This is a genomic window from Capnocytophaga sp. oral taxon 336 str. F0502 (assembly GCF_000411575.1).
Lineage (GTDB): Bacteria > Bacteroidota > Bacteroidia > Flavobacteriales > Flavobacteriaceae > Capnocytophaga > Capnocytophaga ochracea.
Genome location: NZ_KE150492.1, coordinates 56,700 through 80,958 on the forward strand (window position 1 = coordinate 56,700; position 24,259 = coordinate 80,958).

Annotated in this window: 26 protein-coding genes, 1 tRNA gene and 1 pseudogene; 16 read left to right on the top strand and 12 right to left on the bottom strand. The window is 40.5% G+C overall.

Annotated features, from left to right (window positions below; genetic code table 11):
- Positions 1-87: 87 nt before the first annotated feature.
- The 11 genes from HMPREF1528_RS10165 to HMPREF1528_RS10215 all read left to right on the top strand — a co-directional run bounded on the left by HMPREF1528_RS10165 (position 88) and on the right by HMPREF1528_RS10215 (position 10,479).
- Positions 88-534 (top strand): polymer-forming cytoskeletal protein, encoded by a 447-nt coding sequence (locus HMPREF1528_RS10165; RefSeq protein WP_015782535.1) that lies wholly within the window; start codon positions 88-90, stop codon positions 532-534.
- On the top strand, positions 485-727 hold the full coding sequence (locus HMPREF1528_RS10170) for an AtpZ/AtpI family protein (protein WP_016479667.1): 243 nt from the start codon (positions 485-487) through the stop codon (positions 725-727). Before HMPREF1528_RS10165 ends, HMPREF1528_RS10170 begins: the two co-directional genes overlap by 50 nt.
- Positions 717-1,100 carry a hypothetical protein gene (locus HMPREF1528_RS10175; protein WP_016479668.1) on the top strand — a complete coding sequence of 128 codons (384 nt, stop codon included), beginning with the start codon at positions 717-719 and terminating at the stop codon, positions 1,098-1,100. The genes HMPREF1528_RS10170 and HMPREF1528_RS10175 overlap by 11 nt, the downstream gene beginning before the upstream one ends.
- Before the next feature lie 751 nt (positions 1,101-1,851).
- Positions 1,852-2,193 carry a TM2 domain-containing protein gene (locus HMPREF1528_RS10180; RefSeq protein ID WP_002675459.1) on the top strand — a complete coding sequence of 114 codons (342 nt, stop codon included), beginning with the start codon at positions 1,852-1,854 and terminating at the stop codon, positions 2,191-2,193.
- Positions 2,194-2,601, top strand: coding sequence for a DUF2752 domain-containing protein (locus HMPREF1528_RS10185; RefSeq protein ID WP_034568041.1), 408 nt, complete (start codon positions 2,194-2,196; stop codon positions 2,599-2,601).
- Positions 2,598-3,029 carry a hypothetical protein gene (locus HMPREF1528_RS10190; protein WP_016479669.1) on the top strand — a complete coding sequence of 144 codons (432 nt, stop codon included), beginning with the start codon at positions 2,598-2,600 and terminating at the stop codon, positions 3,027-3,029. The genes HMPREF1528_RS10185 and HMPREF1528_RS10190 overlap by 4 nt, the downstream gene beginning before the upstream one ends.
- A complete protein-coding gene (locus HMPREF1528_RS10195) occupies positions 3,029-3,841 on the top strand; it encodes a M48 family metallopeptidase (protein WP_016479670.1) in 813 nt (270 codons plus the stop codon). Before HMPREF1528_RS10190 ends, HMPREF1528_RS10195 begins: the two co-directional genes overlap by 1 nt.
- 2 nt (positions 3,842-3,843) lie before the next feature.
- Positions 3,844-4,260, top strand: coding sequence for a Holliday junction resolvase RuvX (gene ruvX / locus HMPREF1528_RS10200; RefSeq protein ID WP_016479671.1), 417 nt, complete (start codon positions 3,844-3,846; stop codon positions 4,258-4,260).
- A 39-nt stretch (positions 4,261-4,299) separates the two neighbouring features.
- Positions 4,300-6,402 (top strand): glycoside hydrolase family 97 protein, encoded by a 2,103-nt coding sequence (locus HMPREF1528_RS10205; protein ID WP_016479672.1) that lies wholly within the window; start codon positions 4,300-4,302, stop codon positions 6,400-6,402.
- 2 nt (positions 6,403-6,404) lie between these two features.
- Entirely contained in the window at positions 6,405-8,429 is a 2,025-nt protein-coding gene (locus HMPREF1528_RS10210; protein ID WP_016479673.1) for a glycoside hydrolase family 65 protein, read from the top strand.
- Complete coding sequence (locus tag HMPREF1528_RS10215) at positions 8,422-10,479, top strand: S9 family peptidase (RefSeq protein WP_016479674.1); 2,058 nt, start codon at positions 8,422-8,424, stop codon at positions 10,477-10,479. Before HMPREF1528_RS10210 ends, HMPREF1528_RS10215 begins: the two co-directional genes overlap by 8 nt.
- A 93-nt stretch (positions 10,480-10,572) precedes the next feature.
- Here the strand turns inward: HMPREF1528_RS10215 and HMPREF1528_RS13000 are convergent, their stop codons facing one another.
- The 4 genes and pseudogenes from HMPREF1528_RS13000 to HMPREF1528_RS10225 all read right to left on the bottom strand — a co-directional run.
- Complete coding sequence (locus HMPREF1528_RS13000) at positions 10,573-10,743, bottom strand: hypothetical protein (protein WP_016479675.1); 171 nt, start codon at positions 10,741-10,743, stop codon at positions 10,573-10,575.
- On the bottom strand, positions 10,730-11,569 hold the full coding sequence (locus HMPREF1528_RS13005) for a hypothetical protein (RefSeq protein WP_016479676.1): 840 nt from the start codon (positions 11,567-11,569) through the stop codon (positions 10,730-10,732). Before HMPREF1528_RS13005 ends, HMPREF1528_RS13000 begins: the two co-directional genes overlap by 14 nt.
- Positions 11,538-11,753 carry a hypothetical protein gene (locus tag HMPREF1528_RS13010; protein WP_016479677.1) on the bottom strand — a complete coding sequence of 72 codons (216 nt, stop codon included), beginning with the start codon at positions 11,751-11,753 and terminating at the stop codon, positions 11,538-11,540. The genes HMPREF1528_RS13005 and HMPREF1528_RS13010 overlap by 32 nt, the downstream gene beginning before the upstream one ends.
- Positions 11,754-12,014: 261 nt before the next feature.
- A pseudogene (locus HMPREF1528_RS10225) lies at positions 12,015-12,503 on the bottom strand (LamG-like jellyroll fold domain-containing protein); the annotation flags it as partial.
- Positions 12,504-12,858: 355 nt separating this feature from the next.
- Between HMPREF1528_RS10225 and HMPREF1528_RS12765 the strand changes: the two are divergent.
- A complete protein-coding gene (locus HMPREF1528_RS12765; protein WP_002675432.1) occupies positions 12,859-13,035 on the top strand; it encodes a CAL67264 family membrane protein in 177 nt (58 codons plus the stop codon).
- Positions 13,036-13,129: 94 nt separating this feature from the next.
- Positions 13,130-14,704 (top strand): NADP-dependent glyceraldehyde-3-phosphate dehydrogenase, encoded by a 1,575-nt coding sequence (locus HMPREF1528_RS10230; RefSeq protein ID WP_016479680.1) that lies wholly within the window; start codon positions 13,130-13,132, stop codon positions 14,702-14,704.
- Positions 14,705-14,764: 60 nt separating this feature from the next.
- Here HMPREF1528_RS10230 and HMPREF1528_RS10235 read toward each other — a convergent pair.
- From HMPREF1528_RS10235 to HMPREF1528_RS10255, 5 genes are all read right to left on the bottom strand, one after another.
- Positions 14,765-14,838: transfer RNA gene (locus HMPREF1528_RS10235), tRNA-Arg, on the bottom strand.
- Between the two features lie 19 nt (positions 14,839-14,857).
- On the bottom strand, positions 14,858-15,307 hold the full coding sequence (locus HMPREF1528_RS10240; protein WP_009411286.1) for a GatB/YqeY domain-containing protein: 450 nt from the start codon (positions 15,305-15,307) through the stop codon (positions 14,858-14,860).
- A gap of 69 nt (positions 15,308-15,376) precedes the next feature.
- Complete coding sequence (gldD, locus tag HMPREF1528_RS10245; protein WP_002675426.1) at positions 15,377-15,943, bottom strand: gliding motility lipoprotein GldD; 567 nt, start codon at positions 15,941-15,943, stop codon at positions 15,377-15,379.
- 81 nt (positions 15,944-16,024) lie between these two features.
- Positions 16,025-16,327 carry a hypothetical protein gene (locus HMPREF1528_RS10250; RefSeq protein ID WP_016479681.1) on the bottom strand — a complete coding sequence of 101 codons (303 nt, stop codon included), beginning with the start codon at positions 16,325-16,327 and terminating at the stop codon, positions 16,025-16,027.
- Positions 16,328-16,378: 51 nt separating this feature from the next.
- On the bottom strand, positions 16,379-17,068 hold the full coding sequence (locus tag HMPREF1528_RS10255; protein ID WP_016479682.1) for a ComF family protein: 690 nt from the start codon (positions 17,066-17,068) through the stop codon (positions 16,379-16,381).
- A 622-nt stretch (positions 17,069-17,690) separates the two neighbouring features.
- Between HMPREF1528_RS10255 and HMPREF1528_RS10260 the strand changes: the two genes are divergently transcribed.
- The 3 genes from HMPREF1528_RS10260 to HMPREF1528_RS10270 are packed head-to-tail and all read left to right on the top strand — an operon-like array spanning position 17,691 to position 20,887.
- On the top strand, positions 17,691-19,241 hold the full coding sequence (locus HMPREF1528_RS10260; protein ID WP_016479683.1) for a glycine--tRNA ligase: 1,551 nt from the start codon (positions 17,691-17,693) through the stop codon (positions 19,239-19,241).
- Between the two features lie 9 nt (positions 19,242-19,250).
- A complete protein-coding gene (locus HMPREF1528_RS10265) occupies positions 19,251-19,853 on the top strand; it encodes a PAS domain-containing protein (protein ID WP_016479684.1) in 603 nt (200 codons plus the stop codon).
- Positions 19,850-20,887 (top strand): phosphatase PAP2 family protein, encoded by a 1,038-nt coding sequence (locus HMPREF1528_RS10270; RefSeq protein ID WP_016479685.1) that lies wholly within the window; start codon positions 19,850-19,852, stop codon positions 20,885-20,887. Before HMPREF1528_RS10265 ends, HMPREF1528_RS10270 begins: the two co-directional genes overlap by 4 nt.
- Positions 20,888-20,893: 6 nt before the next feature.
- On the opposite strand, the gene HMPREF1528_RS10275 is transcribed toward HMPREF1528_RS10270, so the two are convergent.
- From HMPREF1528_RS10275 to HMPREF1528_RS10285, 3 genes are read right to left on the bottom strand one after another with little or no spacing between them, the layout of a single operon-like run.
- Positions 20,894-21,334, bottom strand: a complete 441-nt coding sequence (locus HMPREF1528_RS10275) for a deoxycytidylate deaminase (RefSeq protein ID WP_009417611.1) — start codon at positions 21,332-21,334, stop codon at positions 20,894-20,896.
- Positions 21,297-22,223 (bottom strand): bifunctional riboflavin kinase/FAD synthetase, encoded by a 927-nt coding sequence (locus HMPREF1528_RS10280; RefSeq protein WP_016479686.1) that lies wholly within the window; start codon positions 22,221-22,223, stop codon positions 21,297-21,299. The genes HMPREF1528_RS10275 and HMPREF1528_RS10280 overlap by 38 nt, the downstream gene beginning before the upstream one ends.
- Positions 22,220-23,992, bottom strand: coding sequence for an AMP-dependent synthetase/ligase (locus HMPREF1528_RS10285; protein ID WP_016479687.1), 1,773 nt, complete (start codon positions 23,990-23,992; stop codon positions 22,220-22,222). The genes HMPREF1528_RS10280 and HMPREF1528_RS10285 overlap by 4 nt, the downstream gene beginning before the upstream one ends.
- Positions 23,993-24,259: the final 267 nt, after the last annotated feature.

Here is a 24,259-nt window from a genome sequence, read left to right on the forward strand (position 1 = left end):
AAAATAATAAAAAAAGAATCATTAAAAAAATTGCAGTTTAAAAATATTTATTGTACTTTTGGGGCTGTATTTTAAATAGAAATACAAATGGCTATATTTAATAAAGAGAGAGATAATAAAAAGATTATTATGGCAGCAGAAAATCCCACAGGAAGTAGCAACCGTATTGTTACTGAAACAAAATTCAAAGGAGAAATCAATTCAAAATCTGATTTTAGAATTGATGGTGAAGTGGAAGGAACTTTCCAAACTTCAGGTAAATTAGTAGTAGGCAGAACCGGTGTAATAAAAGGCACTGTGATTTGCGAAAACGCCGATATTGAAGGTAAAATAACAGGTACCCTCAAAGTGAGTAGTATTTTAAGTTTAAAATCTACTGCAGTTGTAGAAGGCGAAGTGTACGTAGATAAGCTTTCTATAGAACCAGGAGCGGTATTTAACGTTTCTTGCTCGATGAAAGGAGGCAAAAACAGCTTTACCATCAATGAAAAACCACAAGCACCAGTTACAGCCGAAAAACAACCACCTAAATAAGTGGATTACCTTTTCACAAATAGGGCTACAAATGGCTATTACCATAGCCATTTGTAGCTTTTTTGGTGTTTGGTTAGACGGTAAATTTCCTAATGAGTACTCTCTATGGACAGTGGTATGTTCGCTTTTTGGGGTATTTGGAGCTATGTATTCAGTAATTAAGAAAGCCCAACAGATGAGCGATGAAGAGTAACATACTCCTGTTTGTAAAATATTTATTATTGCTTATTGCCGGAGGGGTAGGACTCTTTTGGCCATATGATTATTGCGTAAACACAGAGGGTGTTAGTTTGTACTATTCGCTAAATACCTTGCTCATCTTCCATTGTGGTTTATCTTTCTTCTTATTTAGTATTATCTTCATTGTAAACAAAAGACGCAAACAGCACACTGCCTTTGCTTTTATGGCGGGCTTTGTATTGCGCTTTGTAGCCGTAGTAATTCTCTCACTTCCGCTGGTAAAAACTGTAAGTCCTTCCCCTTTACACGAAATGCTCTTCATCTTATTGCCTTCTTTTTATTTTACAACCATAGAAGCTGTATTAGCGATTCAGTTGATAAAATAAGCACGAGCCAGGCGGGTAGGAAATTTGGAAATTAGCAAATGAGAGAATTTGGAAATTTGGAAATGAGAAAATGAGTAGTGATGAAAATAGTTTTTTGAGAGGTCTGGCAAGTCAGACGATTCAGATGAGATTAAGGGCTTTATTGAAGAGACTGAGAAGATAGAAAGATATCGGAAAAGAACGGAAGGACAAATTTAAGTAGAAGATAAAAAATGAGCTGTAATTTGGGTGAGGTTAGCTTATAGAGAGCTTATAGGAAGCTTATACGAATCTTGGACGATTGGTATAGAAAGGGTATATAAATAATTGATTAATAATATAATACAACAATGCCAAAAACGCCAAAAACAGGATTTCGAGGCGAAAGAAAGGGAAAAGGCACTAGGCCTTAGGCCATAGGCACTAGGGGGGGAGTATGACGGAAAAAGGGGAATGTGATGACGGAAAAGAGAAGAAATGACGAGTGATGAATAACGAAGATAATGTGAGGATATAGCACGACGGACAGATACAAGCTACACAAACGGGGAACAAATGACTAATGACGAGAGGAGAGTGACGAAGGCAAGGCAATGGTAAGATAAGGGAAAAGAAAAGTCCGAGTGTTGCAATTTTGTAGAAAAACACCTTGTTAAAGACACTATCTGTGAATTTGAATGAGAAGTATAACTTTTTTTGTTAAAATATTAGGCAATATCAAAAAAATGCTGTAATATTGCGCCATAATTTTAATATCATAATTTTACACACTATGGATGCACAAAAAGTGGATATGTTTATCGTAACTAATGGTAAATTTTTCAGACCTGAAATCGTTCCTCAAATTCGTGAAAAGCTTCTTTCTTTGGACGAATCAAAATGGGTAATGCTACAAACGATACAGTTTAAAGACCCTACTACTTCTCTTATCATCTCTCTCCTGGGAGGTGGTTTGGGTATCGACCGTTTCTACATCGGTGATGTAGGTATGGGAGTTGGTAAATTGATTACTTGTGGAGGTTTGGGTATTTGGAGTATTGTGGACTGGTTCCTAATTATGGACGCTACAAGAGACAAAAATGCCGAATTATTAGCTTCATCACTTAGTTACTAATTGACGACTAAAAAGTTCTATACTTTCATCACACTCCTATGTCTTGCCTGTTGGGGGTGGCTACTTAGCCACTATGTTTTTCACGGGCAGGACATAGGGGTTACTGTTTGTGCAATAAAGAATGTTACGGGGTACCCCTGTCCGTCGTGTGGTACCACGCGGTCGGTTGAGGCTTTTTTTGAAGGACACTGGGGAGAGGCGTTACTGACCAATCCGCTTGGGGTATTGGCATCGGTATTACTTATCATTACTCCGTTATGGTTACTTTATGATTTATGCAGAAAGAAAACTACTTTGCAGGGAGCTTACATAAAGTTTGAACAATTCTTTAAACACCCTTACGTGTATATTCCCTTTTTTATTCTCATAGCACTGAACTGGATTTGGAATATTTATAAAGGTTTATGATAGAAACTAAACAATTAAACGAACGCATCAGCGATGGTGACAAGGAGCGCGCTGCCAATAGCTATATAATGTCGATAGTGGCTATTATGGCGGGAATGCCTTTGCCTATCATCAATCTACTGGCTACCATATTCTTTCTGGTGGCACATCGCAAAGGCTCTTTTTTTGTGCGTTGGCATTGTTATCAAGCCTTCGTTTCACAACTCTTCTTATTTTTTGTAAACACCACTACTTTCTGGTGGACTGTATCAATAGTATTGGGGAGCAATTTAGTAACTAATGCTTATATTGCTTGGCTGATTATTGCCTTTATCTTTAATATCTATGAAATTATAGGCACGTTTTATTCTGCCATAAAGATACGCAAGGGCGAACATTTATCGTGGTGGTTTTACGGTGATATTGTAGATTTAATAGTGAAAAAATAATGAATAAAGTAATATCAAGAGGCACTATTTTACTGTGTATTTTCTTTGGCGGTTGGTTTTTACTGCAACAAGTAAACTGGTTGGGTATTTTTAAGATTAACCCGCTGATAAGGAATGAATATGTGAAGAAAATAGAGGTAAAGCTGGGTGAAATGATGTTTGAGGACTTCACCAGCAGAAACTCAGTAGTAGACGATAGCCTTGCGGTAGCGACTATCGACAGTATGGTGACCAAAATATGTGATGCTAATAACATCGACCAGAAGGAGCTGAAAGTGTACTTATTAGATAGTGAAGAGATAAATGCTTTTGCTTTGCCTAATCACCAGCTGATGATTTATACAGGACTTGTAAAAAAGACCTCAAGCCCAGAAGCCCTTTGTGGGGTGATTGGGCACGAGCTGGCGCATATTGAAAAAGATCACGTAATGCAGTCGCTTGTAAGAGAATTAGGGATAGGCACTTTGTTTGCTATTATTTCGGGGCGGTCAGACCTTTCGATGATTACAGAAGTAGGCAGAATCGTGTCTTCGAGTGCTTTTAACCGAAATATGGAAAAAGAAGCCGACCTTGTGGGACTTACCTATATACAAAATGCGAAGATAGACCCTAAACCTTTTGCTGAGTTTATAGGGGTGATAGATGATAAAAATACTCCGCCTTCGGCATTTAAATGGGTAAGCACTCATCCTTTCCCAAAGGATAGGAAAGAGTATTTGCTACAAAATATCGGTAAACAGCGAACTAACTACAAGTCTGTTATTTCTTCATCTACTTGGAAAACATTTAAGGAAATCATAGAGGAAGAATAATTATGCGACTCTTAGCTATAGACTACGGAACCAAACGCACAGGAATTGCTGTAACCGACCCTCTGCAAATCATCGCTTCGGGGCTTTGCACAGTAGAAACCCCTACCCTACTCGCTTTCCTAAAACAATACACTTCCGAGGAAGCCGTAGAAGCCTTTGTGATTGGGCAACCTAAACGAATGAACAGTGAGGATTCCTGCGTAGAGGCTGAGATACAAAAGTTTATCAGTAAGTTACAACAGGAGTTTCCAGAGACACCTATCCACCGTCAAGACGAGCGGTTTACTTCCAAACTTGCTTTCCAAACAATGATTGATAGCGGACTAAAAAAGAAACAACGTCAGAACAAAGCGTTGATAGATGAAATTAGTGCTACAATTATCTTACAGGAATTTCTTTCAGGGAGAGCCAATGAGTAGTCAAGTAAAAGATAAAATGACAGCAAAAATATTTAACCAATGAAAAAGTTTATTATCACTATTGTATGTATGTTGTGTGCTGCGCCTCTTCTTTTTGCACAAACCCTTTTATCTCCTAACGAGAACCTCAAACTCTCATTTCGGCTCACTGAAAAAGGTACACCTACTTATGCTTTAACTTTCAAAGGTAAAACAGTCATCAGCGAGAGTGCACTAGGTTTTGTAATCAACCAAAAGGAGGATTTCAACAGTAATTTTGAAATCACAGATGTTCAGTTTGCTGAAGCTAATAGTGTATGGCAACCCGTATTGGGTGAAAACAAAGAAATACGCGACCATCACAAAGAAATGTTAGTGCACCTCTCTCAGAAAAACAGCGGACGACAATTGCTCTTGCGTTTTCGCTTGTTCAACGATGGTTTAGGTTTCCGCTATGAGTTCCCCTTGCAAGACAACTTCCGTCACTTTAGAATTCAAGAAGAGCTTACTGTTTTCCAACTCTCGGGTAACCACAAGGCTTTTTGGATTCCGGCTGACTACGACACGAACGAGTTTCCTATTACCACTTCTGCTATTTCGGAAATTCCAAAACTTATAGATAAAGTGCGCGAAGAGCCTTTGGCTGCCAAAGCACCTACTCCCAATGTAGCCGTACAAACTCCCTTGATGCTCAAATCGAGCGATGGATTGTACATTAATCTGCACGAGGCTGCTTTGGTGAATTACCCTGCGATGATGCTCAACGTCAATGCTACCAAACATCAGTTATCAGCTCATTTAGTCCCCGATAAGAATGGGGTAAAAGGCTACATTCAAACGGGTAGCGTAACACCTTGGCGCACAATAGTAGTGAGCGATGATGCTCGCGATATTTTGGCTTCTAACCTTATCCTCAACCTCAACGACCCCTGCAAAATCACCGATACTTCTTGGATTCACCCTACCAAATACATAGGCGTTTGGTGGGAGTATTTTATAGGAGGTGGTAGTACGTGGGCTTACTCCGATGACCGCGATATTACCATTGGCGTTACCGATTATACAAAACTAAAACCTAACGGACATCACGGTGCTAATACCGAGCACGTGAAGAAATACATCAACTTTGCCTCTCAGCACGGTTTTGATGCCGTTCTTGTGGAAGGTTGGAACGAGGGTTGGGAAGATAATTATGCTTACAACAAAGAGCGCATCTACAGCTTTACCAAAGCCTACCCCGATTTTGATGTGCAAGCACTACACCAATACGCCGCTGCCAAAGGAGTAAAACTGATTATGCACCACGAAACTACCTCCTCAGTAGTTGATTACGAACGCCACCTGCACGAGGCTTTCCGCTTTATGAACGACAATGGTTACGACGCCGTGAAAACAGGTTATGTTGGACCTATCATCCCGCGTAGCGAATACCACGACGGACAATGGATGGTAAACCACTACAACTATGTAGCCGAAACCGCTGCTAAGTACCGCATAATGGTCAATTCACACGAGGCGGTGCGACCTACCGGTATGAGCCGTACTTACCCTAACTGGGTAGCCCAAGAGAGTGCACGCGGTACCGAATTTGAATCGTTCAACGGCAATCACCCCGAACATACTACTATCCTCCCCTTCACCCGCTTAATGGGTGGCGCTATGGACTATACCCCTGGTATTTTTGAAGGCGATTTGAGCCGATATGGCAACAACAAAGCCAAACGTAGTACTACTCTTGTGAAGCAGTTGGCGCTTTACGTAACAATGTACAGTCCGTTGCAAATGGCAGCCGACTTGCCCGAGAACTACGAAAAACACCTCGATGCTTTCCAATTTATCAAAGATGTGGCAGCCGACTGGGATAATACTTACATTTTAGAAGCCGAACCCGGCGATTACATCACCATTGCCCGTAAAGCCAAAGGTAAAAACGAGTGGTTCGTAGGTGCTATTACCGATGAAAACGCCCGTGAAGCTCTCGTTGATTTCAGTTTTCTACCCAAAGGAAAAACCTATACCGCTACCCTCTACACCGACGGTAAAAATGCCGATTGGCGTACCAATCCCAATAGTTACTCCATCAAAACAATGAAAGTAACTCAAAAAACCAAACTCAAACAACGCCTTGCCCCCAGTGGTGGCTTGGCTATAAGTATCAAGTGATTATGAAACAATTCTTTTTCATTATAGGCTTCATTTGCTGTGCTTCACTGAATGCCCAAGACCCGTGGCTGCTCAAAGCAGAGACCATCAACCCCACTAACTATTACGGGGTTACAATAGGCAATGGAATGATAGGGATGCGTTCTTCTGCTACACCCCTACAAATAGACCAAGTAATTATAGCAGGGTTGTACGATTACGGCAAAAGTAGGGTAGTTTCGGCTATGCCTAATATCAATCCATTACAACTGCGAATGGCTATTGATCACGAGGATATCAACACTCATTCTGTTAGTGATTTCACTCAAGAGTTAGAATTGCGCAATGGGGCGTTCTCAGGTCACTTCAATTTTAAAGACAAAGCTAAAGTTACCTACACTTATTATGCCTTGAGGCACTTGCCTCACACCTTGCTGTTAGACATCAGCATTACCCCTTTGCGCGATATTACACTTCTGGCAGAGAACATTCTAACCACCCCCGATGGCTTCCGCAACCCTCAAAACTACTTCAATGAAATCAATCCGCCTCACGCTCATATCCCATTGCTCACTACGGTGGCTCAAACACCAGCAGAAAATGCCAAAGTAGCAGTGAGTAACGCTTTTCTTTTCGATAAAAAATACGGTAACGCTCCCCAAATATTGCACGAAATGAGAGACTACAATAGTCACCTAATGCAATTCACTCATAAACTAAAAGCAGGCGAAACCTATTCTTTCTCACTAATTGGCAACCTAATAACCTCTCAGCACTCTGCCGACCCTTATAATCAAGCCGAAAGACTCTGTACTTATGCTTTCTTGCAGGGACACGAGGCGCTGCTTGCAGGACATAACAAACAGTGGGCAAAACTCTGGGAAAGCAACATTGAGATTGAGGGAGATGCACAGGCTAATCAGGATATTCACAATATGTTATACCACTTATACGCTTCGGTAAGTGAGCTCCATTCCTTTTCTCTTTCTCCTTATGGGTTAAGCCACACAGGGTATATGGGACACATATTTTGGGATACCGAAATGTGGATGTATCCCCCTTTGTTATTATTGCACCCCGAAATAGCTAAAAACCTCCTCAACTATCGCTATCAAAGGTTAGAACGCGCCCAACACAACGCTGCTCTACACGGTTATCAAGGGTCGATGTTCCCTTGGGAAAGTGCCACATCAGGAGAAGAAGATACCCCCGTATGGGCACTAACAGGTACTTACGAGCATCACATCACTGCCGATGTAGCTATAGCTGTATGGAATTACTATTGTGTAACTAAAGATAAAGAGTGGTTGCGCCGCATTGGCTATCCCATTTTAGAAAGTACCGCTACCTTTTGGCAAAGCCGAGTGAGTGAACAAGCTCCCTATCAAATTAAAAACGTAGTATGTGCCGATGAATGGGCTGAAAATGTAGATAACAACGCCTATACCAATGCAGCTGCTAAACTGAATTTGCTCTACGCTACTGCTGCTGCTAAAGTATTAGGGATAAAAGCTAACCCTCAATGGAAAACCATAGCCGAACAGCTCGTTTTCAGCACAATGGATAATGGCGTAACCCGTGAACACGATAGCTATACGGGGCAAGCAATCAAGCAAGCCGATGTAAACCTATTAGCTTATCCGTTAAAAGTAATTACCGACAAAAACCAAATACACAAAGATTTAGAGTATTACAAAGACAAAGTGCCTTACAACGATACTCCTGCGATGACTCAGGCTATATTCTCTCTCTTATACAGCCGATTAGGCGACCGTGAAAAGGCTTATAAGTACTTCACTGAAGCCTATCACCCTAACCTCTTACCTCCTTTTAGAGTAATGGCTGAAACCAAAAATGGTAAGACTTCTTATTTCCTCACCGGAGCAGGAGGCGTACTACAAACGGTGATGATGGGCTTTGGAGGCTTAGATATATCCGAAGAAAAAGGCATACAACAACTGAAAACTGTAATGCCCACACATTGGAAAAAAATCACTTTAAAAGGTATCGGAATTGACAAAAAAACATATATCATATCAAATGAATAAACCTCAATCACACCCTCCTAAAGCTAAACAAATACCTCATATATTCACCGAATTTGGCAACAAGCGCACCGATAATTACTATTGGCTGCGCGAGCGCGAAAACCCTGAAGTTATTGCTTATTTAGAAGCTGAAAACGCCTATTATCAGGCGCAAACAGCACACACCAAACCTTTGCAAGAAACGCTCTTTGCCGAAATGAAAAGTCGCATCAAAGAAAACGACAGTTCTGTGCCTTACTTTTACAACGGTTATTGGTATCAAACTCGTTATGAAGAAGGTAAGGATTATCCTATTTATGTGCGCTACAAGGAAACGCTCGATGCTCCAGAAGAAGTGCTTTTCGATTGTAATGCGATGGCTAAAGGCAAAGCCTACTTTCACCTCGATAGCTTTGCCATAAGCGACGACAACCAGTGGGCGGTTTTTGGGGTGGATACGGTATCTCGCCGGCAATATACGTTGCAAATCAAGAACCTCAGCACAGGTGAAATACTGCCCTATAAAATCAAGAATACTAATGGACAAGCAATTTGGGCAGCCGATAGTCGTACCATTTTCTACGTGAAGAACAATATCCAAACCATGCGTTCTTTCAAAGTATACCGCCATATTTTAGGTACTGACCCCAAAGGCGATGTATTGATTTTCCACGAAAAAGACGATACTTTCGATGTATTCGTCTACCGCGAAAAATCTCGCAAATACCTTGTGATAGGCAGCGAGAGTACCCTTACATCCGAATATCAAATCTTAAACGCCAATACCCCTCTCGAGGCTTTCAAAGTATTCCAACCCCGCACACGAGGCTTGGAATACGATATAGCTCATTATGAGGAGTATTTTTATATTCTCACCAATAAAGACGGTGCGACCAACTTCAAACTGATGCGTACCCCCGAAAGTGCTACAACTTCCGAACATTGGGAAGAGGTAATAGCTCATCGTCCCGAAGTACGCCTCAACGATATCGAGATTTTTAAAGATTTCTTAGTAGTCGAAGAAGTGTACAACGGCTTAGAACGTATACAAATACGCTCGTGGGACGGCTCAAAAGTGCATTACCTCCCCTTTGATAGCGAAACTTATACTGCTTATACTACTCAAAATATAGATTTCAACACCGAATGGCTCCGCTACAACTACCAATCATTGGCAACTCCTGCTTCTATTATAGAATACAATATGCGCACTGGCGAAGAGCATCTGCTAAAAGAACAAGAGGTATTAGGCGGGAACTTCAACAAAGATAATTATATAGAAGAACGCCTTTGGGCAACTGCCCCCGATGGAATAAAAGTCCCTATCTCTCTCGTATATCGCAAAGATATAGTGAAAAATGGACAAAATCCTTTGTTACTCTACGGTTATGGCTCGTACGGAGTAACCATCAATCCTTATTTTTCTACCACTCGTTTGAGCTTGTTAGACCGCGGTTTTATCTATGCTATTGCACATATCCGCGGAGGAGAGTATTTAGGTCGCCAATGGTATGAAGATGGCAAACTCCTCAAAAAGAAAAACACATTTACCGATTTTATCGCTTGTTCTCAGTTTCTCATCGCCGAAGGCTACACCTCTCCCGAACATCTATTTGCCGAAGGTGGCTCGGCTGGAGGTTTGCTAATGGGTGCCGTGGTGAATATGGCACCGCAATTGTATAAAGGCATTATCGCCTCTGTACCTTTTGTGGATGTAGTAACTACAATGCTCGACAAGAGTATTCCACTCACTACTGGCGAATACGACGAGTGGGGAAATCCTAATAACGAGGAATATTACAATTATATGCTCTCCTATTCGCCTTACGACCAAGTGCGAGCCCAAGCCTATCCAGCAATGTACGTGAGTACCGGTTTGCACGACTCACAAGTTCAGTATTGGGAGCCCGCCAAATGGGTAGCTAAACTGCGAGAACTCAAAACCGACGACCATTCGCTGTATTTAGATACCAATATGGAAGCTGGTCACGGCGGTGCCTCAGGACGCTTCGAAGCCCTAAAAGAAACTGCAAAAGAATACGCTTTTTTGTTGGAATTAGAGAAAAAATAGATAAACAAAAAAAGGAATGTTTAGTAAACATTCCTTTTTATTATAAAAGAAACTACTCTATTAAAAATAAAATAGTATTTTATTTAATTTTTACTACTTCTCGTAGAAATTAATTTCAGAGAATCCCACCCAATCACTACTACTATCTGTAAAGTCGCCTAATGATAAATGTAAAAGAGGCACAGCTTTTTTGAAAGTTATCACAAAATCTCCACTGCCACTATAGTTTACAGTTCCTTGGATTTGTTTATTATTTTGTTCCATAGCAGCATATACAACTGCTTTTTTTTTGGGGATAGCCTGATACAAGTTTTAATACTATTGATTTTACAAGTTTTACTTTAGGGAAAGTAAAATTATAATAAGCACCCTCAGCAGCATAAGAATAGCTACTTTCATCACCATCTAATAAATAAGAAGGTTCATAATAATGATCTCCAGTAACAGTTGCTCTAATACCTTTCCTATCTATTTTTGTACCTAATAGTTGAGTACCTGCTTCTGCATTATTGTTAGAAGCTACTAACTCTTTTACATTTAAATTTACAAAAACTTTGTTGTTTGACAATTGCTGTTCAACACCTGAAGCATCTTTCACTATGTATTTAAGTGGTAATACATACTCTCCTTGATCAGTAATAGTTGATTCATCTAAAACAAACGTAAGGTCTTTCATAGTAGCATCGAAACTTTCTTCGGGCAGTATAACTTCTACTCCATTAGGAGCTATTTTTTTGCTTCCTAAAGAAGGATTCTCATCACGTACCAACGCAACTGTAAACCCAGAGGGTAATTCATAAGAACTTTTTAGGTTAAAAGTAACTGCTTTATCTCTATTCCCTATGTAGGTTGTACCGTTATAGAAACCTAGTAATTTAGATACATTTTGAGATTCTACACTAATTTTTATCTCTTCTGGAAAGACTTTTAGTACAAATACATCTTTCCCTTTAGGAAGGGTAAGTCCATTATCAGTTACTTTCAAAACATAAGGCAAAATAACTTTTTTGTTAAAATTAGAGTTATTGCTAATAATAAGTGTAAAAGTAACAGAGGTTTCACCTTGTACTAAGGGTTTTGGTAGCTTCACTTAACTGAGCAAGGTTTGCTTCCCCTAATTCAAAGCCTGAATAATCAGCTTTCACTTTATCATAAGCAGAAGCATCATAAACAAATGACACTTGTATATCCTTGTCATAGGGTTTATCAAGCAATCTCACTTCTACTTCTTTGGTATAGTTTCTATTAATAGTTACATTACCAAAAGAGAGCATTGGCAGATCGGCAACAGTGGGTCTGAGATAAATATAGTTAAGACGAGGGTCATACCCTAATTGGGTACGAATATCGTTGTCTTCTATTTTTTATCAATTTCCCAAGTAGTGCTATCGTTTTTTTCGACAGTAATCTCGTCTTTTTTACAAGATACTAATAGTGAAAAACAGAAAGCGACTGTTAAACTATTGAATATTATTTTTTTCATTGTGTTTATTTTTTAGAGGCTATTTCTTTACAGTATAGCCTCATTGTTATTACTAATCTTCTGTATCTAAGATTTCAGATGGGAATTTTACATTCTCTTTCCATTCTACCGTAGGAGTAAAGGTAGCTTCATCAATATCTTTTACATACGAATCACCATCTTGTTCTCCTGTATTATAGGAAGAAGTACCTTTTCTATAGATAGTGGTATTATTGTACTTGCTCATATCTTTAAAGCCGTCTTTTTTTGTGATAGACAAGTAGGCTACTAAACCTTTAGTATCAGGGTCGACAGGTAGATATAGACCATCTGCGATTTCGGCATCGGTAAGTACTCTGTTCCATACTCTAAACTCTCGGAAATAACGATTAGCAGAGTAAGAGGTTTGGGTATTTTCGATATTAATACGTATACCAGGAGATACTTTTAAACTAGGACGCTGGTAGTTTTTAATGAGTTTGCCATTGATGTAGAGTTTAAGGAAAGAGTCTTTATATGTAAAGATAATTTGCACCCATTTTCCTACAGCAATATCATTAGTCTTCGTCCATTCTTCATCTTTGCATCGCTACAATTCCCCCTTTGGAGGTAGCCAGCGATAGCTGGGTATGTGTACCGCGAAAGCTGGGTATGTGTAAGGGGGAGGTTACCTTTGTCTTTTCTATATCTGTCCGCGTAACTCACACTGTCTTTTATTCATTGTAGACCCACTGTAGACCCACTGTAGACCCACTCATTATTCAATTATTCTATAAGCTTTGTACAATCCTCTCCCAATTCCACCATTAACCACTAACCACCAACCATTAATCATTGACCATTAATTCAAAAATTTGTTCATTTGCTAATTATTTTCTACTTTTGCCTACTGATAACCGATACTTGTAATCATAATAATGAATAAAAATGCTGTATTAGGGTGGGCAACCCTCATAATGATAGTAGTAGGCTTAGGGCTTATCGCTTTAGGAGCCTTCAAATACAACGAAGTAGCAGGCTTTGGATTCGGAGCAGTAGGCATTGGCTTTTTTGCTATTGCTTGGGTATTCAACGCCCTCAAAGGAAGAGTATGACAATTTGCTAATTTGTTAATGTGATAATTAGCAAATGTACATACCCTACTCATTTGCCAATTTGCCAATTTACTAATTTACTAATTAAAAAATTATGAATATACCAGAACAATTTCAAGTAAAACCCTTTCGCCAAGATACTTACCTTATCGATGGCGAACTCCGTGAGTGGAAAGGTGAGTTCACCAATATCTACTCCACTATTTCTTCTACTGAAAAGTATGAACGCACCCTCTTGGGTAGCGTGCCTTCGTTAGGCAAAGCTGATGCTTTAGAAGCCCTTCATTCGGCTACCGAGGCTTATAACAAAGGTAAAGGTTTGTGGCCTACAATGAAAGTAAAAGACCGCATCTCCGCAATGCTCAAGTTTGTAAAACAAATGGAAAAGCAACGCGATGAGGTCGTAAAACTGATGATGTGGGAAATCGGCAAAAACCTGGACGACTCGCGTAAGGAATTTGACCGTACCGTAGAGTACATCTACGACACTATCAATGCTTATAAAGAACTCGATAACGAGTCGTCTAAATTCGTACAACGCGATGGAGTCTATGCCCTCATTCGTCGTGGTCCCTTAGGGGTTGTACTCTGTTTAGGTCCTTATAACTACCCACTGAATGAAACCTTTGCACTGATTATCCCTGCGCTTATTATGGGCAATACAGTGATTTTTAAGCCTGCTAAACACGGGGTATTACTCTTCACGCCTCTATTGGAAGCCTTCCAAAACTCCTTCCCTCGTGGGGTGATTAATATTCTTTACGGACGCGGTCGCACCGTTGCACCACCCATTATGGAGAGTGGCAAGGTAGATGTATTGGCACTCATAGGCAACAGCAAGACAGCTATTGCACTGCAAGACCAGCACCCTAAGAAGAACCGCTTGCGCCTTGTCTTTGGGTTGGAAGCTAAAAACCCTGGGGTAATACTTCCTGACGCCAATCTTGATTTGGCAGTAAACGAATGCGTGAAAGGAGCCTTGTCTTTCAACGGACAGCGTTGTACAGCACTAAAAATCCTCTACGTACACGCCAAGATAAAAGATGAGTTTCTCAAGCGTTTTGCCGAAAAGGTCGATGCGCTGAAGTTCGGTAATCCGTGGGACGAAAAAGTAGCTCTCACTCCCCTACCCGAGGTCGATAAACCTGCTTTCTTACAAGAACTCATAGATGATGCTCTTGCCAAAGGCGCTACTATTCAGAATAAAAAAGGTGGTCAGCGCACTGATAACTTCATTTTCCCTGCGGTACTTTATCCCGTTACCAAGGAAATGCGAGTGTATAACGAAGAGCAGTTTGGGCCTCTTATTCCAGTAAAACCGTTCTCCAATATCAACGAGATTATAGATGAGATTTCCGATTCTAAATACGGACAGCAAATCAGCCTGTTTGGCGAAGACCCACACGAGCTCTCTCCTCTCATCGATATGTTGGTAAATATGCTCTGCCGTGTGAACCTCAACAGCTTATGTCAGCGAGGCCCCGATGTATTCCCTTTCACTGGTAGAAAAGACTCAGCTGTGGGTACCCTAAGCGTACACGATGCCTTACGCTCGTTCTCTATCCGCACCTTTGTATCGTTCCAAAACAACGACTACAACGATAGGATAGTAGAGAACCTCCTCCGCACTGGCGCTTCTAACTTCATCAACACCGATTTCATTTTATAGAGTATATTTATAAGGTATATAAAAAAGCAGGTTGCTATATAGCAACCTGCTTTTTTTCCGTGACCGCAAGAGGAGTCGAACCTCCAACCTTCAGAACCGGAATCTGATATTCTATCCAGTTGAACTATGCGGCCTCTTTTAAACTATATATTACTAAGACAATAATCTCTTTACAATCTCCGAAATGAGCTTGCCATCAGCTTTACCTGCCAATTGTTTGGTGGCTACACCCATTACCTTGCCCATATCCTTAGGCGTAGTAGCGCCCACTTGGTTAATAATCCCTCTCAGAGCAGTTTCTACTTCTGCTTCACTGAGTTGAGCCGGTAAGAACTTCTCTATCACCGCCATTTGGGCTAATTCAGGCTCAGCTAAGTCATTCCTACCTTGCTGTGTGTACAAAGCCGCACTGTCCTTGCGCTGTTTTACTAATTTTTGCAACAGTTTAAGTTCATCAGCTTCCGAAAGTTCTTCGGCAGCCCCTGCTTCTGTTTTGGCTAACAAAATAGCCGATTTAATAGCTCTCAACGATTCTAATGCCACTGTGTCCTTGGCTTTCATCGCTTCTTTGAGAGCCTCCATTACTTTAGTTTGTAAACTCATAATTTTCCAGTGTTTTGTGGGGCAAAAGTAATGCTATATTTGTAAACTGCCAACTTTTACCCCTGTTTTTTATTTCCAACGGAGGCTTTCCATTATCCTCCTCACATCTTTTTCTAAATAATTACTCGCAGGTTGTACCGAATCGTAATTAGGAACTACCCTAAAATACACCGAACCTGATATAAAATGACGCACACTATCGGTAGCGTAAAACTGTGCTTGCGAAGCCGCATTGCCATACACTTGGTAAAACATACCGTACACTTTGGTCGTATCGTTCATAAATACTGTCGAAGCAATATTATCTGCCTTAATCGTATGGTCATAAGTAAACTTCTGTGCATCACTCAGCAACTGACGAATATTGCCATTCACATTTTTATAAGTGAGATAAACCGTAGCCTTCATCGCAGGATATTCTATATTAACATCACACGAATGGGGTTTGTATTTCAATTCCGATAGCGTATTTACCTCAAAAGTAAACGGACAATTAGGCAATTCGGTTACTTTCTGATACGATGCTTGCGGGTATTCCAATCGCAATACTCCCTTAGGCTTAGGCAATATATCAGTACCACAAGCTACTAACAATAGCACTACGCTACTCAACAGACTATAAATAAGTTTTTTCATACATCACACTAATACCAAAAAACCTCAGCCACTTATGCTAAGGTTTTTCAGTGTAAAAAAGTTTTTATAATGGGTGAAAAATTATTCTACAGGTTTTTCTTCTGCTTTCACTTCTTTTTTCTCACCACCTTTTTCGTGGCAAGACTTTTTAGCATCTTTCTTACCGTCTTTTTTGCAACAAGATTTCTTTTTGCCATCTTTATTGCACTCTTTTTTCTCGCCGTCTTTATCGCAAGATTTCTTCACTTTCACTCCTCCGTTACCATCTTGGTCTACGATAAGGCTTTTAGCGATTTGATTTACATTAAGGGTCATAGCCCCTACATTAGTACTAAATGCAAACATTACAAATGCTGCAACAATTAATTTAAAAGTGTTCTTCATACAATTTTATATTTAGTTATTAATTTTCTATTTATCAATATATTTCCATTCTTATCCCAACATCGCATACCCCATTGTAGCAACGCCTATTTCCACATTGGGTACGGTTTTCAGTAGCTCATAACAGTTTGTGAGCGTAGCTCCTGTGGTCACCACATCATCTACCAAAAGCACCTTCTTGCCTTCTATTCTATGAGTGTTTTGAAGAGAAAATATATGTTCACTCTCCTTCAAACGTCGCCACACTACCTTTCGGGTTTGCGTAGTATTAGCTTCAATTTTCACCAATACATCATCTATATAATTAAGGTGTAATACCGAAGCCAATGTCTTGCCAAACAAGGCTACTTGGTTGTATCCTCGCTTGCGTTCTTTGCTTTTGTGCAAAGGCACAGGCAACACCACCTCAGCCTGCTGAAATAGGGGCGCATTCTTTATCTTTTCACCGAGCCATTGTCCTAACCACTCCCCTATCTGCTCTTCTCCTTTATACTTTAAAGAATGTATCAAATGTTGTGCCATATTGTCCTTTTTAAAGTAAAATAATGCAGTAGCCGCAAACACTTCGCACTCTTCTGTCAATCGCTGGGTAAACAAATTTTCCGCCTGCAAATGAAAGTTCGTTTCTTCCAACTTTTCTCTACAATTTACACACAAAAAATGCTCGCCTGTAACCAATAATTTTCCACAACCCCTGCAATAAGCAGGTGATAACACCGAAAGTATATCCGATAAAATCATAATTCTTTTAGCTAATAGGTCGTTAATATCTTCCTCTTAAATCCACCTTCTCTCCTTCCGTTCCTCGTTCATTGTTCGTTCATTGTTCGTCTTATTTTTCCGTTACTACACTCCCTCTCCTTGGGAGTAGTCTCCGAATAGGAAACTATGTGATTGAGGAGAGGATTTTTTATTCGTCTTTTGTTCATTATCTGCCCGTGCGGCTCGCACCTGCCCGTGTGGCTCGCACCGTTGTTTATTGGTTTATATGTATGAACTTTGCCAAAGTTTGAATCTTTGGCAAAGTTGAAATCGATTAATTACCTTCTTTTTATCTCTGCCTTAGCTTCAACTTTCCTTCTACTTAGGTTCGTTGTTCCTTCGTTCATCGTTCGTCTTTTGTTCGTTGTAGACCCACTGTAGACCCACTGTAGACCCACTCTTTGTCCATCTATCCTATAAGCTTTGTATAATCCTCTCCCAATTTCACTATTAACCATTAATCATTAACCTCTAACCATTAATCTAATTTTTTTCGGCAAATATACTCCTTTTTCCAAAAAATAATAGTATCTTTGTCAAATTATTTTCAATCTCAAACAAACTTTAATCTATATTTTATAACTGAAAATCAATTGAATATATGGCAAATACAGACGATCAATTCAAAAAAGTTGTTGCTCACGCCAAAGAATATGGCTTTATTTTCCCTTCAAGTGAAATCTACGACGGACTCGGTGCCGTATACGATTATGGGCAAAATGGCGTTGAACTAAAAAAGAATATCCGCGAATATTGGTGGCGCGCAATGGTGCAAATGAACGAGAACATTGTGGGTATCGATGCTGCTATCTTTATGCACCCTACTACGTGGAAGGCTTCTGGGCACGTCGATGCTTTCAACGACCCACTGATTGATAACAAAGACTCTAAAAAACGCTACCGCGCCGATGTGCTCGTAGAAGATTACGTAGCCAAACTCGACGATAAGATTGAAAAAGAAATCGCTAAAGCTCAAAAACGCTTCGGCGATGCTTTTGACCGCGAGCAGTTTATAACTACCAATCCTCGTGTGTTAGAATACAAAAAACGTGGCGAAGAAATATTACACCGCTTGGGTAAATCACTTGAGAAAGAAGACCTCGCCGATGTAAAAGCCCTTATTGAAGAACTCGAAATTGCCGACCCCGAAACAGGTTCACGCAACTGGACAGATGTAAAGCAGTTCAACCTAATGTTCGGCACCAAAATCGGCGCCTCTGCCGATGCCTCTATGGATTTATACCTACGTCCCGAAACCGCTCAGGGTATTTTCGTTAATTTCCTAAACGTGCAAAAATCCGGACGTATGAAAATTCCTTTTGGTATCGCCCAAACGGGTAAAGCCTTCCGCAACGAGATTGTGGCGCGTCAGTTTATTTTCCGTATGCGCGAGTTCGAACAAATGGAAATGCAATTCTTCATCAAACCAGGTACCCAACAGCAATGGTATGAGTACTGGAAAGAAACCCGCCTCAAATGGCACTTATCCTTAGGAATGGGTGAAGAAAACTATCGCTACCACCCACACGAAAAGCTCGCTCACTACGCCGATGCTGCTTGCGATATTGAGTTCCGTTTTCCATTTGGTTTCAAAGAATTAGAAGGTATCCACTCTCGTACCAATTTCGACCTCGGTAACCACGAAAAGTATTCAGGCAAAAAAATGCAATACTTCGACCCCGAAGAAAATAAGAGCTATACTCCTTACGTACTCGAAACCTCTATCGGGCTCGACCGTATGTTCCTTGCGGTATTCTCGAACTCATTGCAAGAAGAAGCCTTAGAAGGAGGTGACACTCGCACCGTATTGCGTTTACCTTTTGTGTTGGCACCTACCAAAGTAGCTGTATTGCCATTGCTCAAAAAAGACGGACTTCCAGAAGTTGCCGAACAAATCGTGAACGAGCTAAAATACGATTTCAATGTAGCTTACGACGAAAAAGATGCCGTAGGTCGCCGTTATCGCCGCCAAGATGCCGTAGGCACACCTTTCTGCGTAACCGTCGATCACCAAACTTTGGAAGACAACACCGTTACTTTGCGCCACCGCGACACTATGGAGCAAGTGCGCATTGCCATTCCCGAATTGCGCAACACTATTGCCAAAGAAGTGGATATGCGCAATTGGCTTCACAAACTAAGTAACAAGTAATAGGTAACAATGACTGAAAATCCAACAATCAAACGTCCCGTGCCCATAGACGAAGAAGTGTTGTGGGATAAAACCACTACCCTGATGAGTCGTACCAACAAGCACGGACATATAATGGAAACCAATAAGGCATTTCAAGAAGTATCAGGCTATACTGAGGCTGAGTTATACGACCAGCCTCATAGCCTTATCCGCCACCCCGATATGCCCAAAGTAGTTTTCAAAATACTGTGGGAAAACCTCAAAGGGCATAATAATTTCCACGCTATCATCAAGAACCTCTCTAAAGGCGGGCGCTATTATTGGGTGATTACTAATTTTGAAATAGTACGCAATGAGCAAGATGAAATTACTGCCTTTGTTTCACACCGCAAAGCATTGCCTAAAACTCTCATCAGCGAGCATATAATCCCTTTGTACGAACGTCTTTTAAAGATAGAAAAAGCCAATGGTTTGGAAGTAAGTGAACGCTATTTCAACGGCTTTTTAGAAGACCGTAAAACTACCTACGATGCTTTCATTCGCCAATTGCTCAAAGAAAACGCCGAAGAAATCAAAGCCTTCTATAACAACAAAAACACCGATAGCTTTTTAACAGAACTCATTCGATGAAATACTTTTTACTATCCTTTCTCCTTTTCTCCCTATATCCTGTTACAGCGCAGGAAAACGACTCTATTCCACAAACTACATTGGATAGCATTGCAAATGCTTTGCAAGGCTCACACCCATCTGAAGCAGATTTATCAGGCAAACAATACAAAATCAATGATAATCTAACCTATGTATACCAAAAACCGCGTTTTGTGGATATCTTCAACAAAATACCACGCAACATAGGTAAATCGGCAGTGGAGATGGTGTCTAAACCGAATTATCCTTACGGATTGGCAGCTATTGGAGCAACTGCTGCTCTTATACCCGCTGACCCTTGGCTCATTAGAGAGAGTAGAAATTTGGGAGAGAATTTAGGTCTAAATGAAGCACATACCTATAAAAAATTAGGTTTTTTGAAGATTATTCCCGCCGATGTAAACTCAGCAATGTACTTTATTGGCAATGGTACGACTTTTATCATCATCAGTGGGGGAATGGCTACTTATGGTCTTATCACAGGTGATTATCGTGCCAAAAGTACTGCTATGCAGATATTAGAAAGCATCATTGTATCGGGGGCATTTGTACAACCCATCAAGCGACTTACAGGGCGCGAGAGTCCGTTTATAACCGCAGGCGATGGGCGTTGGCACAGTCAGTGGACGTTTGCTCCCAGCTTTAAAGCTTACCAAGAGGATACCCCTATGTATGACGCTATGCCCTCTGGACACCTCACTACTGCAATGTCGGCACTCACAGTGATTGCCGAAAACTACCCCGACTACAAATGGATAAAGCCCGTAGGTTACACAGCTTTAGGTTTGATGTGCTACGAGATGATGCAAAGTAAAGTACACTGGGCTTCCGATTACCCTATTGCCCTATTTGTGGGCTATATCACCGGTAAAACGATTGCTAACAGACGCATCACCAAAATAAGAAAAGAAGAAACTTTTTTAGTTAATAAAGTAAAATATAGTTGGGAATTCTGTACCTCCAACACTTGGGAAGGATATCAGCTACTTGGAGTAAATATTAAATTTAAGTAAAGAAGATTATTGACTTACCTCTTCTAAATGGACGACTTCTACACCTGCTTTTTCGAGAAAAGCTAACCCTTCGTTGTCGCGATAGCCTTCCTTATACACCACCCGCTTAATCCCCGATTGGTAGATGAGCTTACTGCACTCTTTGCAAGGTGACATTGTGATATAGAGCGTCGCTCCTTCCGACGATTGTGTAGACGAAGCAACTTTCATTATCGCATTAGCTTCGGCGTGAAGCACGTACCAATGAGTATTGCCTTCCTCATCTTCACAACAGTTATCAAAACCAGTGGGTGTACCATTATAACCGTCAGAAATAATCATACGGTCTTTTACTATTATAGCTCCTACTTGCTTTCGCTGTGAATAAGACAATTTTGCCCATTCCATCGCCATACGCATATAAGCTTTGTCATAACGCAATTGCTTTTCTCGCTGTTGTTTCGTCATCTTGTAATTGTTTTTTAAGAAGTGCTACCGAAGAGAACTTTCGTTCTTCACGTAGATATTTTACAAAATATATTGTGAGTTCACGGTCGTAAAGGTCGCCGTTGAAGTCAAAGAAATACACCTCGATAGACGCTCCTTTACCTTCGATAGTAGGGTTTTTGCCAATGCTCATCATTCCATAAACTTTTTGTGCGCCAATGTAGCTATACACGGCATATACGCCATCTTTGGGAATGAGCTTATAGTCCTCAGTTACTTGTATATTAGCAGTAGGGTAGCCTAAGGTACGCCCCAATTTGAGTCCGTGTACCACAATGCCTGTAAGGCTGTAAGGAGCCCCGAGATAATGCTCAGCAGTGGTAACATCGCCTTTATTCAACGCCTCTCTTATCTTGGTGGAACTCACCGATACTTCATCTACTTCTTGCACCGATATTTCTTCTACAGCAAAGCCATACTTTTCACCAAATAAACGCATATCGCTTATATTTGCGGTACGATTGCGCCCAAAACGGTGGTCGTAACCAATAATCACCTTTTTCACATTGAGATGCTGTACCAAAATAGTACTTACGAACTCCTCGGCAGTAAGTTGAGCAAAAGCCTCATTAAAAGGTTGCACCACGAGCAAATCGACGCCTAATTGCTGGAGTAGTTGCTTTTTCTCTTCCAAAGTGTGAATAAGTTTCAAACTTTTGTCGTGCTGCACTACCATTCGCGGATGCGGAAAGAAAGTGAATATTGTTGCTAAAAGTCCTTCTTGGCGAGCTGTTGTTACTACCCTTTCAATGATTTCCTGATGTCCCAAATGCACACCATCGAATGTGCCTATGGTGAGCACCGTAGGTTGTTGGGTAGTAAAAGTAGTAATATCGGTTATTTCTCTCACTTATTGTAGAACTTATTGTAAATATCTATATACTTTTCTTTAATCACACGTCGTTTGAGTTTGAGAGTAGGAGTGAGATGACCGCCGTCTATCGTCCATTCATCGGGGGTGAAATCAAAAAGTTTTACTTGTTCCCACTTGCCTAAATGATTGTTTACCTTTTCTACCTCTTTGGCAATACGATCGTGAACGGCTTGGTTTTGTATAATCTCTTCGTTGGTCTTTCCTAATTTTACTTTATGACGGCGCGCCCATTCTTTTACAAACGGGAAGTTCAGCTGAATAATAGCCGCTGGCATCTTTTCACCTTCGCCTACTACCATCGCATTCTCAATAAAACGAGAGAGTTTCAACTGGTTTTCTATCAGCTGAGGCGATACGTACTTACCGCCTGAAGTTTTGAAGATTTCCTTCTTGCGGTCGGTGATTTTAAGGAAGCCATCAGCGTCAAGCTCACCTATATCGCCTGTGTGGAAGAAACCATCGGTGATGTTTTGATCCGTTTGCTCGGGGTCTTTATAGTAGCCTAACATTACGTTCTCGCCTTTCACAAGTATTTCACCGTCTTCGGCAATTTTCACTTCTATATTGACAATAGGTTTCCCTACGGTACCTATTTTCCAAAATCTACCCGATTCACGGTTCACAGCAATTACGGGAGCGGTTTCGGTAAGACCATAACCTTCCATTATTTTGAGTCCTGCGGCAGAGAACACCTTAGCCAAACGCGATGAGAGGGCAGCACTACCTGAGACAATCATCTGTATGCGTCCGCCTAAGGCTTCACGCCATTTACTAAAAATGAGTTTGCGTGCAATTTTCAGTTTGAACTGATACCAAGCACCATTAGCACCATAAGGTTCGTACTGAAAGCCCAAATTGAGTGCCCAAAAGAAGAGTTTGCGTTTAATGCCTTTAAGTTCTGCCCCTTTTGCGAAGATTTTGTCGTAAATCTTCTCTATAAGTCGGGGTACTACTGTAATGATATGCGGTTTTACTTCGCGTAAGTTATCACTGATTTTATCGAGAGATTCGGCAAAATAAATGCTTAGACAATCGTACTGATACAAATAGGTAAGCATACGCTCAAACACGTGACACACAGGCAAAAAACTGAGTGCTGTAGAGCCTTCGGTAATAGGCAAACGGTCTTGGCAGTTCAGTATGTTAGAGATGATATTCCAGTGGGAGAGCATTACCCCTTTCGGGCGGCTGGTAGTGCCCGAAGTGTAGATGATAGTCGCTAAATCGTCTTTCTGTATGCTATCTTTGCGCGCTTCCACTTCTGTTTGATTGCTCTCATCGGCACCTAAATCGAGGATTTCTTGCCAATGGTGGGCATAAGGTACATCGTTGAAGGTAAAAATAGTTTTTAGATGAGGCAATTTATCTTGGATAGAAGAGATTTTCTCCCATAGTTCTTTATCGGAAACGACACAGTATTTACATTCCGAATGGTTGAGGATATACTCGAAATCCTCTAAGTTGATAGTGGGATAGATAGGTACATTCTGTGCGCCTACTTGTAAAATCCCGATGTCGAGCACGTGCCATTCGGTGCGGTTAGTGCTTGAAATGACTGCTATTTTATCATTTTTTTCAATACCTAAGCGCAATAAGCCTCGGCTTACGGTATTCACTTTTTGGATATATTCAGCGGTAGAGGTTTTTGCCCACTCTCCGTTGTATTTGGTAGCAAAAGCGACCTCTAAAGGGTGTTTAGATTGTTGATAATAAGGTATATCGAATAAACGATTTATGGTATTCATTGGTTTAAATTTTTGTTACAGAGGGCAAAAGTAATAAATAATTACGAAATACGAAATACGAATGAGGAAAAAAGGGAAAAACTTTATTTTTCTGCAAAAAAATTGTCTTTTATCATTTGTAATTTACAATTAATTCATACTTTTGCACCAAATAAAAACAATTGAGATATAGAAGAATAGAAAAATACACATAAGATTTAAAGAGAAAGTTGTTAATATTCCTTTTAAAAAGAATCTGGTAAATTCAATAGAAACAGAGGTAATTTA